The organism is Sphingorhabdus sp. (genome assembly GCF_044338195.1).
Classification (GTDB): domain Bacteria; phylum Pseudomonadota; class Alphaproteobacteria; order Sphingomonadales; family Sphingomonadaceae; genus Sphingorhabdus_B.
On sequence record NZ_JBIIMC010000004.1, the window covers coordinates 1 to 14,444 of the forward strand.

A 14,444-nucleotide genomic window follows, 5' to 3' on the forward strand; every position below is an offset into this window, starting at 1 on the left:
GAACGTGATGTCGGCCGCATCGGATGTTTCCGGTGCACTGGTCAGGCGGTCTTCAAACCCCCCGAAATACGCTCGTCTGTGCCCGGAACATCCGATTGAACTTAAACAATGTTCAAGAGGATGTAGTCATGACTTTTTCGTCATTTCGATTGATGCAATATCACCAAAAAATTGATCGCGAACTGCGCGCCGAAATTTCACGGCGTTGGCCAGACGTGTTTCGGATCCAGAAACTGAAACGGTTGAAGCTAGCGATCAAGGATCGGTTGGCGCGCCACGCGCAAACCTCTTTTGGCCGTCGTCTACGCCTTAAAAGGACTTAATATTTGAAAGCTGACGCCGCGCGCATGTAAATCTGCGCGGCGTCGGCACGTACAATATAGGAAATGATTTCATGGAATTTTTGATGATGGACTGGCTGGGCACACCGGTTTGGTTCTGGATGGCCTTTATCGGCATCGTAATCACGCTCACCGCGTTTGACCTTGGCATTTTGCACAAGGAAGACAAAGAAATGGGCATCGCCGAAAGCCTGAAGCTCTCGGCCTTTTACATCACTATTGCGATGCTGTTCGGCCTTTGGGTCTGGTTCCAAAAGGGGGCAGACATGGGCATGAAATACTACACCGGCTTTTTCATCGAAAAGGCGCTGTCGATTGACAATGTCTTTGTCATCAGCCTGATTTTCACCTTCTTCGCGATTCCACGGAAATACCAATACCGCGCATTGCTATGGGGCATTATCGCCGTCATCGTCTTGCGTGGCCTGATGATTGCCGCTGGCGCTGCCATTGTGCAGGAATATTATTGGACGTTGTATATCTTCGCGGCTTTCCTGATTGGCACCGGCATCAAGATGCTGTTCTCTGGTGATGAGGAAATGGACGTCGCCAAGAACCCGGTGGTCAAGTTTATTTCACGGCATATGCGCGTGACCAAAGAGCTTCATGACGAGAAGTTCTTTGTGAAGGTACAAGATGACAAAACCGGAAAGATGGTGCGCGCTGCGACGCCATTGTTCCTTGCGCTTGTCGTCATCAACCTCGCTGACCTTGTGTTCGCAGTGGACTCGGTACCGGCGATCTTTGCCATCACCACCGACACGTTCATCGTCTACACGTCAAACATCATGGCGATTTTGGGCCTGCGTGCCTTGTATTTCGCACTCGCCGCGATGGTCCATCGTTTCCATTATCTTAAGTATGCGCTGGCATTGGTTCTGGTCTTCATCGGTTCGAAGATCTTCGTTTCAGACTTTGTGATGGACGGCGACAAGTTTCCGCCCGTCCTAAGTCTGGGCGTCACCTTTGGGCTGATTTTAGGAGGTATATTCTTTTCGCTCTGGAAAACGCGCGGACAGGATCAATCCCATCACACGCTTTAGTGTTTACTTTAACGACCAACAGGAGAAAACTGAGATGAATAAATTTATGTTAAGTGCTGTTGCAGTTGCATCGGTAATCGCCATTCCGGCTCAAGCTAAAACCGCAACATCCATGCAGTGCGCGGTCGTCAACCAGGCGCAAGTCGAATCGCTGTTCAGCGATTTCAACAATGCTTGGGCATCCAAAAATCCGGACACGGTCACCAGCTTATTCACAAAGGACGCAGTCCTGCTGGCGACGGTTTCCAACACGCCACGCACCGACCATGCGAGTATTCGTGACTATTTCGTCGGCTTCCTAAAACCCAGCCCAGTGGGAACCATCAACAGCAGCACGGTCAAGATCGGTTGCAACATGGCAGCACGGCTCGGCACATGGACGGTAACCGTAACAGACCCTTCAACGGGTGCGAAAACGGACATCAAGGCCCGTTATTCGTTCATCTATCGTATTGAAGATGGAAAGTGGAAAATCGACCATCTGCACTCGTCGATGATGCCTGAAAAAGCTGGCTAACGCCGGTCCTTTGTCGGCGCATTAAAGTCGGACGGTTTGTTGGCAATCCATGCCACGAACCGTCCGATTTCTTCATGCGCCAACAACGCATCAACGGTTGCAAAACGCTTTTCGAGATCGCTGTTGGTGAAATTGGCATGAATGGTCCGATGGCAAATCGGATGCACCGGCTGCCGTTCTTTGCCACCCCGGCTTTTGGGCACGGGATGATGCCATTCGGTGACCGCACCCATCGGGCGCGAACACAGCCAGCAGGTTACTTCGGGCGCAATGGACTCTTCGTCAGAGTCATAAAAATCGCGATTTTTTCGCGCCATTGTCGCCGCTCCGTAACCTGCCAGATATCCGAAATCAGTTCTTGCCTGTTCCAAGCAAATCCAACGCGGCGGCTGTCATCGCCTCAATGCCCAAGCGGACCGATGGTTCGGGATCGATCTTGAACAAGGGCGAATGGTGACCGGCCACGGCTGGTCCGCCATTTTTCGCCGCAGCAATCCATTCGGGCTTTGTCCCGCCGACCGCGAAATAATATCCCGGGATGCCAAATTGTTGATCGACGAAGAATGCGAAATCCTCCGCGCCCATATTCGTCTGGCGGAATGGCACAACAACCTCGCTACCCAATGCGGTTGCAATTGCGCCATTCAAGCGGCGGGCAAGCGCAGCGTCATTGACGGTGACGGGCGTGCTTTCGCTTACCTTTACGATCGGCAATTTATCCGCAGGCAAGCCGTTGGCCGCGCCAATACCCTTTGCCACACGTTCGATGGAGGCAATCAGCTGATCGCGAACCGCTTGGCTGTTGGCACGCACGGTCACCTGTAAATCGGCATATTCCGAAATGATGTTATGCTTGGTGCCAGCGTGGAATGCGCCAACGGTAATCACGCCAGCGTCCAAGGGGCCTTTTTCGCGGCTGATGACCGATTGCAGACCCACGACGATCTGCGACGCGATGTAGACGGGGTCACGGCCAAGATGCGGCGCAGCGCCGTGCGTGGCGATACCGGGAACGCGGATGTCGACGCTGTCAGCGGACGAATATTGGATGCCTTCCGATGCGGCGATTTTACCGGTTTCCAATTCTGCTGCTACGTGGAATGCAAGCGCATAATCGGGCTTGGGGAAACGGGTATATAGACCATCCTGCACCATGGCCTTGGCACCGCCAACGCGCTCTTCAGCGGGTTGGACGATGAACAGGATTGTGCCTTTCCACCGGTCTTTCATGCGCGCCATTTGCCGCGCCGTGCCGACCAAAGAGGTAATGTGCACATCATGACCACAGGCATGCATGACCGGCATTTCAAGGCCATCCACACCGACCTGCCTGACGGTGGAGCTATTGGCGAGGCCCGAACGTTCCTGCACGGGCAATCCGTCCATGTCCGCACGGACCAGCACAACGGGACCATCGCCATTTTTCAGCATGCCGACAACGCCGGTTCCGCCAACCTTTTCCGTCACGATCATGCCAGGCACGGCGCGCAGTTCCTGTGCCATACGGGCGGCAGTCTTATATTCGCGGAACGACAGTTCAGGATTGCGGTGGAAATGATCCCACAGGCTGGCGAGCGACTTATCATAGTCTGCTTTGACGGCATCCGCATAATCCGGGCGGGCCGCAGCTGGCGTGGCGATCAGTGCACTTGTCAAAAGCGCGCCCAATAAAGTTTTTTTCATCATAAACACTGTCCCCCATTGTATCTGTTATGCGGCGGCTCAAATTTTCACTGCCGGGTGAGGCCGCCTTGGTTTGAATGCTACGCTATCACGGGCACCGGTCAAAGCAATGCCCAACGGGTGAAAATTCATCGACCATCGTCACGTAGCGGTAAAATCCCTTGCCTTCTGCGGGGTTAATCCAAAACCCGGCACGTAGCGAATATGCCTCACCGACATGGCCAAACCATCGATTGCCCGCATTGTCCTCCAACCAATGCACGCCAAGGCCATATGCCGTGAAATAGCCTTTGTCGTCATCGCCATTTGAGCCATTGAAGGTCCATACTGGCACGGTCATTTCGGCGAAGCTTTTTTTCGACAATAATGGCGCGCCCTGCCGCAAAAGCAATTGGCCCACTTTGACAAGATCGCGCGCGGAAATACGCAGGCCGCCTTGCGGGCTGAATGCCGAACCATTGCGGCCAAGCACGTATAGCGCATCAACATCACAGCTACCGTTCGTTGCCGGATACACCGCGCAAGGGTCAGGCCCCTTCATGGCGGCATCCCGCGCCAAATCGCCATTTGGGCGCAACAAAGTGACCGCTTGCGCGCGCCGTCCGTCGCTGCACCCCGCGCCCCAATTGTAGCAGGCATCAAGCCCAAGCGGCGCCAGCACCAGCCGCGCCATCAACCGGTCAAACCGTTCGCCCGTGGCGCTTTCCAGCACCGCCGCAATCACGGGCGAATTGATATTGGCATAGGAAAAATATCGTCCCGGTGGATGGGCCGCATCCCACGCTTTTGGGTTGGCAATAACGTCGGACAACTTGCCATCCAGTGGCACGATATAATCGACAGAATCGCGCAGCCCGCTTTGGTGGGACAGCAAGGCCCGCATGGTCACCGGCGCATCGGGGAAGGCCGGATTGCGTACCGGCCAGCCGAGATAAAGACCGACATCACGGTCAAGATCGAGCACACCCTGCTCCGCCAGCCGCATCGCCCCAATGGCCACCACCAGTTTCGAAATGGAAGCGACGCGGGCAGGAACATCCAGCGTTACGGGACGGCCAGCAACACCCGCATCGCCGTGCGCAACCGCGTGCGTGATGCCGTCAACGGTAAAATCAACCCGGACCTCCGCCGCCCCAGGAAGCGCATGTTGAGCCGAGGCAGGCATTGTTGCACAGCCCCCAAGCGCCGCCATACTCAAAGACAAACCGGCGATGAGGGGCGCGATCCGCGTCCTATTCCAAGACAGCCGCATCCTCTGCATCATGCCGCCGGACAGGGGCCTGTATATGTGCCGGTTGCTTTGCCCTGCATCTTCACCTTGCCAATCATCGGCAGACGGACATCGAACTTGCTGTCATAATTGAATGCGGTTTCGCCCATGACGCCCGCCAGCTCGATATCGACGCTGCCCATGCCTTCCATTCCGCATGACAGTTTCATCCGGATATTTTGGCCCGAGACGTCAAATGCCTTATACACGCATTTCTCCGCGCCATTGCCGCCAAAGAAATCCGCCGCTGGTTTTTTGGCTTCTGCTTCAGTCAGGCAGCTGCGGCTCGACGCGCTTTTTGCAACCTCATCCATGATCTGCTGCTTTTCCGCTTTGCCCAGCGTCGGCACGTCAATGTCGGTGAAGACAAACTTGGTTTCCCACTGCCCGGCCTTCATCGGGATAAAGGCATCATAACCCATTTCGGCAGCGCGCTCTTTACTGTCCGTTTCAGCGCCTTTGTCCGAACAGGCTGTAATCGCCAACGCCGCAACGCCCAATAAAAGGAACTTGTGCATGGGTTGTCTTTCTCGCTCGGTTGTCATGTCCGTCTTGTGTCCCTGACTTATCAAAAAGGCAACAGGCGATCAAAAGGGTTCGGAACGTTCCGTGGCGCACGTGATACCTTAGCGGACGTTTTTCACATAAAGCCGCCGCACACTCTTGCCCTTGCACCGGCAAAAGCACATAAAGCGAACATGGCTGAATTGATTATCCGCCGTGGGCTGGAAGAACCGGACACGGTTGGCAGCTTCACCCCGCACAGGCCGGAACGCCCGTCAAAGCTTGAAGGGGGTCGCCCTTTCAAAATCGTTTCCGATTATGAACCAGCGGGCGACCAGCCAACCGCAATCAAAGAATTGGTGAGCACGGCGCTGACGGGCGAAAAGAATCAGGTCCTTTTGGGCGTCACGGGTTCCGGTAAAACCTTTACCGTCGCCAAAGTCATTGAGGCGTTGCAACGGCCCGCACTGATCCTTGCACCCAACAAGATTTTGGCCGCGCAGCTGTATGGCGAGTTTAAAAGCTTCTTCCCCAACAATGCGGTCGAATATTTCGTCAGCTATTATGACTATTACCAACCCGAAGCCTATGTCCCGCGCAGCGACACCTATATTGAGAAGGAATCGAGCGTAAACGAGGCCATTGACCGTATGCGCCATTCGGCGACGCGGTCGTTACTTGAGCGTGATGATGTTATCATCGTTGCCTCTGTGTCGTGTATTTACGGCATCGGTTCGGTGGAAACCTATTCGGCGATGATATTCGACCTGAAAGCAGGCGAAAGCGTTGATCAGCGCGAATTGATCCGCAAGCTCGTCGCGTTGCAGTATAAACGCAACGACACCGGCTTTGCCCGCGGCAATTTCCGCGTGCGGGGCGACAATCTGGAAATCTTCCCGTCGCATTATGAAGACATGGCATGGCGCGTCAGTTTCTTTGGCGACGAGATTGAGGAAATCGCCGAGTTTGATCCGCTGACGGGCACGACAGGCGCCAAGCTGAAAAGTGTGCGCGTGTACGCGAACAGCCATTATGTGACGCCCGGCCCAACGATGAAGCAAGCGAGCGAGGCCATTCGGTTCGAACTTACGGAGCGGCTGAAAGAACTGGTGTCCGAAGGCAAATTGCTGGAAGCGCAGCGGCTTGAGGAGCGGACGAACTTCGATCTGGAAATGATTGCGGCGACCGGCAGTTGCGCAGGCATCGAAAATTACTCGCGCTTTTTGACGGGCCGCCTGCCGGGTGAACCGCCCCCCACTTTGTTTGAATATCTGCCCGAAAATGCACTGCTGTTTGTTGACGAAAGCCACCAGACCGTGCCGCAAATCGGCGCGATGGCCAAGGGTGACCATAGGCGCAAGCTGACGCTCGCCGAATATGGTTTCCGCCTGCCCTCCTGCATTGACAACCGGCCGCTGCGTTTCAACGAATGGGACATTATGCGCCCGCAAACGGTGTGCGTTTCTGCAACACCGGGCGGTTGGGAGATGGAACAATCGGGCGGCGTGTTTGCCGAACAGGTTATCCGGCCGACGGGGCTCATCGACCCGCCGGTCGAGATTAAACCCGTTGAGGATCAGGTGCAGGATTGCATCAATGAATGCCGCAAGACAGCAGAGGCTGGGTTCCGGACATTGGTCACCACGCTGACCAAGCGCATGGCCGAAGACCTGACCGAGTTCATGCATGAAGCAGGCTTGCGCGTGCGCTATATGCATAGCGATGTTGAGACGTTGGAACGCATCGAGCTGATCCGTGACTTACGGCGCGGCGTGTATGACGTGCTTGTCGGCATCAACTTGCTGCGCGAGGGTCTGGATATTCCGGAGTGCGGCCTCGTCGCAATCTTGGATGCGGATAAGGAAGGTTTCCTGCGTAGCGAAACGTCGCTCATTCAAACCATTGGCCGCGCTGCACGTAACGTCGAAGGCCGCGTGATCCTATATGCCGACCGAATGACGGGAAGCATGGAGCGTGCAATTCGCGAAACCGACCGCCGCCGCGAAAAACAACATGCCTATAATATCGAACATGGCATCACGCCGGCCACCATCAAGCGCGACATCCACGATATTGTTGCCGATACCGCCAGCCGCGATTCGGTGCTGGTCGAAATTGACGCTGACGGCGCCAATAACCTCGTCGGCCATAATCTGCGCGCCTATATCGACGAGCTTGAAAAGAAGATGCGCGCCGCCGCTGCGGATCTTGAGTTTGAGGAAGCTGGACGTCTGCGCGATGAAATTCGCTCATTAGAAGCAACCGAGCTTGGCCTGCCGCACCAGCAACATGTCGCCGCCCCGCGCGGCCGATCGACGGAAGGTCAGCCCGGCACACGCAAGATGCGGTACGGAAAGACGCAACGGAAATTCGGCAAATAAGCCTTAGCTTTTAGGCAGCTTTGCCATCAGCGTTTTCAGTTGAAGAGCCGGATGAGCGCCGAAATTCCCGCAAGGCCAAGGATGCCGGCGACAAAACTGCGCCACAGACTGGGCGGTACTTTGCCGAAGGATTTTGCGCCCAGCCAATTGCCCGCCAACACAGACGGAAACAGCAACAGCGACAGCCACAATAAGCGTCCGTTTGCCAAGCCCAAGGCAAAGGCCGAAATCGTGCCCGCAATGGCCGTGGCGAAGAAAACCAACATCATAGATGCGCGTGCTTCCTTGGGCGGAATTGGCTGACGCAGGTAAAAGGGTACGACAGGCGGGCCGGGCATCGCGGCAAAGCCGGTCAGGATGCCCGATGCAATCCCGGTCGCTGCGGTCTCTTTTGGTCCCGGGCGCAGTTCGCCGCGTTGTGGAAGCAAGACAAGCGCGAATGCACCAATGGCAATTGCGGCAATCATCAACCGTGCAACGTCAGGCGTTGTGACCTTCAGCAACAATATACCAACCGGTGTTGCAAGCATGGCAAAGGCGGCAATCATCAACGCGCTCTGCCGATGCGCGTCGGCAAATATGACCTTTATCCCAACCGGTCCAATCAGCACCTGCAGCAATATGGCAATGACGACCGCTTGGCCCGGGGTGACGATCATCCCGAACAACGGCACCAGAATGATCGCCATGCCAAAACCCGTCAGCCCACGGATATACGCAGCGCCAAAGGTCATTGCAGACAACAGCAGCAATTGCGCGGTGGCGAGGCCTGTCAGGTCGTGAATGTTCAGTGCCCCATGGCCGCATGGTCAGCGGCGGTGAGCGGCTTTTCCGCCTTCACGCCTTTTTTATCGAGCCACGCCTGCATCTCTTTGATTTCGGCTTCCTGCGCCGCAATCACCTTTTCGGCGAGTGCGCGGACTTCGGGATCCTTGCCATGTTCCAACGCAACTTTGGCCATTTCGACCGCGCCGAGATGATGGGGAATCATGCCCTGCATAAACGCAACGTCCGCATCTTCGGGGATATTGCCCATGCCGGCATGCATTTTGTCATTGGCCGCAGCATAGCCCTTTTGCGCGGCGTTGTAGCTTGCGGTGGCGTCGGCTTGCGCTTCAGTTGTTGTGGCAGCATCATCTGCGGCCGGTTTTTGGCATGCCGACAACAGCAACACAACTGCGAGCGTTAAAGGAAGCGTCTTCATCACAATCTCCTTATCTAACCGAAATTTGGTTTAACGAATATCGGGCGGGGTCGCTTCATGCGACAGCATCGCAATGGCTTCATCTAGCGTCATGATACGCTGACCATCGGAACCAAGGCTGCGGATGGCGACCTTGCCTTCTTCTGCCTCACGCATGCCAACGACGAGGAGATGCGGCACCTTCGCGACGCTGTGTTCGCGCACCTTATAATTGATCTTCTCGTTCCGCGTGTCGGACTCAACCCGAATGCCAGCCGCTTTCAGCTTGGCCGTAACATCATGCGCATAGCCGTCTGCTTCCGACGTAATCGTCGCCACGACGGCTTGCACAGGCGCCAACCAGACAGGGAAGCGACCGGCATAATGCTCAATCAATATGCCAATGAAACGTTCATAGCTGCCAAAGATCGCGCGGTGCAACATGACGGGACGGTGGCGTGCGCCATCTTCACCGACATAGCTTGCGTCGAGACGTTCGGGCAGGACGCGGTCGGACTGGATCGTTCCAACCTGCCATGTGCGGCCAATTGCGTCGGTCAAATGCCACTCAAGCTTTGGCGCGTAGAATGCGCCTTCGCCGGGCAATTCTTCCCACCCAAATTCCGGCGTCGCAAGGCCAGCGCGCACGACGGCATCACGCAGTTCATTTTCCGCCTTGTCCCAATCCGCATCCGATCCGAACCGTTGGTCAGGACGCAGCGCGAGCTTGATCGAATAAGTGAAACCAAATTCTTTGTAGACGCGGTCGGCAAGCGCACAAAATGCCTGCACTTCTTCGACAATCTGGTCTTCGCGGCAGAAGATATGCGCGTCATCTTGCGTGAACTGACGCACCCGCATCAGGCCATGCAATGCACCATGCGGTTCATTACGGTGGCAACAGCCGTTTTCGTATATGCGCAGCGGCAGGTCGCGATAGGATTTGATACCCTGACGGAAAATCAGAACGTGCGCCGGGCAGTTCATGGGCTTCAACGCCATCCAGTCGGCCTCGCCCGAAATCACGGGACCCTCATCATCGACATTCGGCACTTCGTCCGGGATCACGAACATGTTGGCGCGATATTTGCCCCAATGCCCCGATTGCTCCCATTGCCGCGCGTCCATGACCTGCGGGGTTTTGACTTCCTTATAGCCAGCGCCATCGATCGCGCGGCGCATATAGGCTTCGAGCTCGCGCCAGATCAGATAGCCATTGGGATGCCAGAAGACTGAGCCATGTGCCTCTTGCTGTAAATGGAACAGGTCCATGTCCTGCCCTAGACGGCGATGGTCGCGCTTTGCGGCTTCCTCAAGACGAAGCAGATGGGCGTCCAGCTGCTTTTTGTTCAACCAGCCGGTGCCGTAAATGCGGCTAAGCTGTGGGTTGTTCTGGTCACCGCGCCAATAGGCACCGGCAACGCGCGTCAGCTTAAACGCGGCAGGATCCAGCTTACCCGTCGACGCCAAATGCGGGCCGCGGCACATGTCCATCCAGTCATTGCCCGACCAATAAACCGATAGCTCTTCGCCTTCGGGCAGTTCAGCCGCCCATTCCGCCTTGAAGCTTTCGCCTGCATTCTGCCATGTCGCAATCAACGCATCACGCGCCATGACTTCGCGGCGCAGCGGCTTATCGGCAGCGATGATGGCACGCATCTTTTCTTCAATCGCGGGCAGGTCGTCCATCGTGAATGGGCCGCGCGAGGCAGGCGCCATCACGTCATAATAAAATCCGTCATCGGTCGACGGGCCAAATGTGATTTGCGTTCCGGGAAACAGGCCCTGCACCGCTTCGGCAAGAATATGCGCAAAGTCATGGCGGGCAAGTTCAAGCGCGTCGGCCTCATCGCGACTGGTCACCAGCGCGAGCTGCGCATCGGCTTCCAACGGGCGTGTGATATCACGCAATTCGCCATCCACCCGCGCGGCGATCGCGGCCTTCGCAAGGCCGGGGCCAATGGCGGCGGCAATATCCGCCGGGGTAGTGCCGCGCGCGACTTCACGGGCAGTGCCATCGGGAAGGGTAATGCGGATCATCTCGGACATGGATTTACTTGCTTTCAACTTCGGTTTGGAACCGCCCCTTTGCCAGTCCAAACGCGAAGTCGCAACCCTGCAGCTTTGCCCTTATGCGCTACACCCTTTTCATGCCGTGCAGCACCCAATTGCATCCTAGCCCGCAGTCTTCTCGGCGCGATAGGGCACGAAATCGCCAAGGCTACAAATGCCGCCGGTCATGCCGCTGGTACGGTCCACCAAGCGGAGAATATCGCCGCGACATTTCTGGCTGCCAAATTGTTCGGAGACGACGATATCACTGTCGCGCGCAAGGCCCGGACAAGGTGACCGCAAAACATTCTTGTACACAAGACGGCCTGACACGCGGTAGAGCACGATATTGTCGCTGACGCGGATCATATTATCGGCATTGAAATCACTGATGCAGGTTAACGGTTTCCCCGCGACCTTGCCGCCAATTTCCTTCATTAAGACAGCAGACTGTTTCTCGGTCAGTGGCGCAGGCGTGCGGTCCACTTGTCCGCATGCCGCAACAACCGTCAAAGGCAAAATAAGACCGGCCAGTTTGAGGACATGCATCACTCTATCTCCTGAATTCACAAGGCCGCATGATAGCCGCTGCGTGATGAACGGCAGATTATCATAAAATCGCCGCCATGTGGCGTTTTTCGCCCGACGTGACGTCAACGATCCTATGGCCAAGGTCGCCATCGGGCGCGCCATCCAGCACCGCCATGGCACGGGCGCCATTTTCCATTTCGAGAATGAGCGTGGCCGGACCAAAACCGTCCTTGCCCGCTGACCGAACAAAGCTGAGTACACGGCCTTTGCCGTGCGGGGCGTCATCCAGCGCGATCTGTTTCGGCACATAGCCCTTTGCCGCCGCACCCGACCAAGCAATTTCGGGCTGTGATGCGGTGTAAATGCCGACGGCCTGTTTTGACATCACGCCGCCATTTGCAGTGACCAAAGCGGGCTTTGATCCATCGTGGCGCAGGGCATCGACCATCGCGGCGATATTATACATGCTATAGCCATTGCCGGGCCCACCGAAAAAGCTGAGGCCACCGGTCAGCGTATAATCGCCAAGCGCACGCCCGGCGTCATTCATGGTGTCAACGGCGGCGAATACCGCGCACGGGAAGCAACTGTAAATGTCGACGGGTCCAAGGTCACTGGCCGCAATTCCGGCCTGCCCAAGTGCCGCCGGAATGGCAAAATCAAGCGCCGCCGACCGGTGAATGACACCGCGCTCTGCCAATGGTGGTTCAGCGGCTTCGGCCGCGCCGGCCAACCAGACCCATTTGTCTTGCGGCACACCCAGATCGCGTGCCTTACCTGCACTTGTCAGGATAATCGCGCCGCCCAGATCGACCGCATCCTGCGCCACATGCCAGCGACGGTAAATATCCGTGAGCGGGTAATTGGCATTGTCGTCGCTCAGCATCGCTTCGGGCGTGCGATAGCCGGGGAATTGCGCGTGGGTCCGCGCTTGGGCTTTTGCTGAAAAGGCCGACCACAACGCCGCCAATTCCTGCGCATACGCATCATCGCTTAATCCCAGCTCCATCCGCCGGGCGTTCTCAATCAGACTATACGCCAGCTGCATGGAAATGATGCCATGGCGGATTTCAGTTCGGCTCAAAATCGGGAAGGAGGAAAGGCGATTGTCGAACGGTGTGTCCGAAGGCAAGCGCCAGTCCAAAGTCACACCCGCCTTACGCGCGCGCTTTGCGGTCCCGGTCGCTTCTGCGGCCACGAGCACCGCGACCGCACAGGTCCCGCGGCGGATATCACCCGCCAGTTCGTTCAGCATCGCCTGCGGGCTTTGGCCACCAACATCGGCGTAAATCAACCGCGCCGCGCTGATGCCGCCGGCTGCTCCAAAGGCTTCGGGCGTATTGTCGGGCGACCCGGTGCCTAGGCTGACGCCGCTGTCCTCGAATGTGCGGATCGCGGCAATAGTGTCAATCGCTGCCGCAACCGACGGAGACTGGCCCGTATCGGCCAGTGCAACCTTGATAGCTGCGCCAGCCAATTCGCGCGGGCTTGGCCATTCGCCGGAAACTGTCTTTCGGCTGGCTTCGCCCACGCCAATAATGACCGGCGCGCTTGCATCAAAATTGCTCATCATTCACTCCCGATTATCTCTTAACTGCACGCTTAAATATGCTAGCAGTTGATGCAAGTTTAAAGGCACGGGCAAAGGAGAGCGCACATGGCGAAATGGCCGAAATTGACGTGGGACAAAGAACCAACCGGTCCGTTGAAGGGGATTAAGGTTGTCGACATGGCCACGGTTGTTCTTGGGCCTTATGCCACCGTGCAATTGGCCGACCTTGGCGCGGAGGTCATTAAAATCGAAAATAGCGAGGGCAACACACCGGGCGACCTGATGCGCCATGGCGGTGATTCGCCCAGCAAGCAGCATGGCCCGATCTTCACAGCGCTCAACCGCAACAAAAAAGCCATCAACCTCAATATCAAAAAACCGGAAGATAAAGCCGTCCTCGAAGCGTTGCTGGAGGAGGCCGATGTCTTCATCCATAATGTCCGCATGGCAGGCGTTGAACGGTTGGGTTTTGGTTATGAGGCGGTCAAGGCGATCAACCCCAATATCGTCTATGTCCACTGCGCCGGATTTGGATCGGGTGGAGCCTATGGCGAGCGTCAGGCTTATGACGACCTGATTCAAGCGGCGTCGGGCTTTGCGGCCTTAAGCGAGCAGCGCGATGGTGGCCGCCCGACCTATTCGCCCAGCCTTGTCGCGGATAAAGTCAGCGGTCTGTTCGCGGCCAATGCAACCATGGCGGCATTGCTTGCGCGTGCAGGCGGGCAAGGCGGACAATTTGTGCAGGTGCCCATGTTCGAATGCTTCACCTGGTTCAACATGGTCGAAAATCTGTGGGGCGAAACCTTCATCCCCGGCAATGGCCGCATGGGCTATACGCGTTCGGTGAACCCGCGTCGGCGACCTTATCCGACCAAGGACAGCTTCATCGCGATCGTCCCTTATAATGACCGGCAATGGGCGAAGTTTTTTGAACTGGGCGGCAGGCCGAACGTCTTCGACGATCCGCGCTTTTCGACCTATCAAGAGCGCACAAAGCACACGGGCGACTTATACGCGCTCATTGAAGAAGTCAGCGCGCTGCGCACCACCGCCGAATGGCTGGACCTGTTGGCCGAGCATGACATTCCAGCGATGAAATATAACCGCATGGCGGATGTGCTCACCGATCCGCATCTGGCCGACGTCGGCTTTTTCGAAGAGATGGAGTCGCCCGACATCGGCACATATCGATCGATGAAACATCCGGTGCATTATGCCGGAACGCCCGCGTCAAACTATGCGCACCCGCCGATGCTGGATGCCGATGGGGATGAGATTAGGGCCGCGTTGGGGATGTGAAGGGTTGGCCCCTGGTGCTTTGCCCACCACGTTTCGTCATCCTGAACTTGTTTCAGGATAACAGGCGGCGGTCGTGCGTTATCCTGAA

At 56.6% G+C, this 14,444-nt stretch carries 14 protein-coding genes; 5 read left to right on the forward strand and 9 right to left on the reverse strand.

The annotated features are described in order from the left end of the window. Positions 1-152 precede the first annotated feature (152 nt). From ACIQZK_RS01990 to ACIQZK_RS02000, 3 genes are all read left to right on the forward strand, one after another. Positions 153-323: a DUF465 domain-containing protein gene (locus ACIQZK_RS01990; protein ID WP_395634807.1), complete on the forward strand. Its 171-nt coding sequence runs from the start codon at positions 153-155 to the stop codon at positions 321-323. A 71-nt stretch (positions 324-394) separates the two neighbouring features. After that, complete coding sequence (locus tag ACIQZK_RS01995) at positions 395-1,384, forward strand: TerC family protein (RefSeq protein WP_397574682.1); 990 nt, start codon at positions 395-397, stop codon at positions 1,382-1,384. A gap of 34 nt (positions 1,385-1,418) precedes the next feature. Next, a complete protein-coding gene (locus tag ACIQZK_RS02000) occupies positions 1,419-1,901 on the forward strand; it encodes an SgcJ/EcaC family oxidoreductase (protein WP_395634710.1) in 483 nt (160 codons plus the stop codon). On the opposite strand, the gene ACIQZK_RS02005 is transcribed toward ACIQZK_RS02000, so the two are convergent. From ACIQZK_RS02005 to ACIQZK_RS02020, 4 genes are all read right to left on the reverse strand, one after another. Continuing rightward, positions 1,898-2,218, reverse strand: a complete 321-nt coding sequence (locus ACIQZK_RS02005; protein WP_395634711.1) for an HNH endonuclease — start codon at positions 2,216-2,218, stop codon at positions 1,898-1,900. The genes ACIQZK_RS02000 and ACIQZK_RS02005 overlap by 4 nt on opposite strands. A gap of 34 nt (positions 2,219-2,252) precedes the next feature. Further along, on the reverse strand, positions 2,253-3,587 hold the full coding sequence (locus tag ACIQZK_RS02010) for an amidohydrolase (RefSeq protein ID WP_397574683.1): 1,335 nt from the start codon (positions 3,585-3,587) through the stop codon (positions 2,253-2,255). 85 nt (positions 3,588-3,672) lie between these two features. After that, positions 3,673-4,749, reverse strand: coding sequence for a serine hydrolase domain-containing protein (locus ACIQZK_RS02015; RefSeq protein ID WP_397574684.1), 1,077 nt, complete (start codon positions 4,747-4,749; stop codon positions 3,673-3,675). A gap of 95 nt (positions 4,750-4,844) precedes the next feature. After that, positions 4,845-5,399 carry a DUF3617 domain-containing protein gene (locus tag ACIQZK_RS02020; protein WP_397574685.1) on the reverse strand — a complete coding sequence of 185 codons (555 nt, stop codon included), beginning with the start codon at positions 5,397-5,399 and terminating at the stop codon, positions 4,845-4,847. 153 nt (positions 5,400-5,552) lie between these two features. Here ACIQZK_RS02020 and uvrB point away from each other — a divergent pair, with 153 nt between their 5' ends. Further along, positions 5,553-7,739 carry an excinuclease ABC subunit UvrB gene (gene uvrB, locus ACIQZK_RS02025; protein WP_397574686.1) on the forward strand — a complete coding sequence of 729 codons (2,187 nt, stop codon included), beginning with the start codon at positions 5,553-5,555 and terminating at the stop codon, positions 7,737-7,739. A gap of 35 nt (positions 7,740-7,774) precedes the next feature. On the opposite strand, the gene ACIQZK_RS02030 is transcribed toward uvrB, so the two are convergent. The 5 genes from ACIQZK_RS02030 to ACIQZK_RS02050 form a co-directional block, all read right to left on the reverse strand. Continuing rightward, the gene (locus ACIQZK_RS02030; RefSeq protein ID WP_397574687.1) at positions 7,775-8,473 is read right to left on the reverse strand and encodes a TSUP family transporter; all 699 of its coding nucleotides are present in this window, start codon (positions 8,471-8,473) and stop codon (positions 7,775-7,777) included. 53 nt (positions 8,474-8,526) lie between these two features. Beyond that, positions 8,527-8,943: a DUF305 domain-containing protein gene (locus ACIQZK_RS02035; protein WP_397574688.1), complete on the reverse strand. Its 417-nt coding sequence runs from the start codon at positions 8,941-8,943 to the stop codon at positions 8,527-8,529. A gap of 30 nt (positions 8,944-8,973) precedes the next feature. Next, the gene (gene thrS / locus ACIQZK_RS02040; RefSeq protein ID WP_397574689.1) at positions 8,974-10,971 is read right to left on the reverse strand and encodes a threonine--tRNA ligase; all 1,998 of its coding nucleotides are present in this window, start codon (positions 10,969-10,971) and stop codon (positions 8,974-8,976) included. Between the two features lie 126 nt (positions 10,972-11,097). Further along, positions 11,098-11,526: a hypothetical protein gene (locus ACIQZK_RS02045; protein ID WP_397574690.1), complete on the reverse strand. Its 429-nt coding sequence runs from the start codon at positions 11,524-11,526 to the stop codon at positions 11,098-11,100. 58 nt (positions 11,527-11,584) lie between these two features. Then, positions 11,585-13,078 (reverse strand): hypothetical protein, encoded by a 1,494-nt coding sequence (locus ACIQZK_RS02050; RefSeq protein WP_397574691.1) that lies wholly within the window; start codon positions 13,076-13,078, stop codon positions 11,585-11,587. 84 nt (positions 13,079-13,162) lie between these two features. Here ACIQZK_RS02050 and ACIQZK_RS02055 point away from each other — a divergent pair, with 84 nt between their 5' ends. Then, complete coding sequence (locus ACIQZK_RS02055) at positions 13,163-14,356, forward strand: CaiB/BaiF CoA transferase family protein (protein ID WP_397574692.1); 1,194 nt, start codon at positions 13,163-13,165, stop codon at positions 14,354-14,356. Positions 14,357-14,444 lie beyond the last annotated feature (88 nt).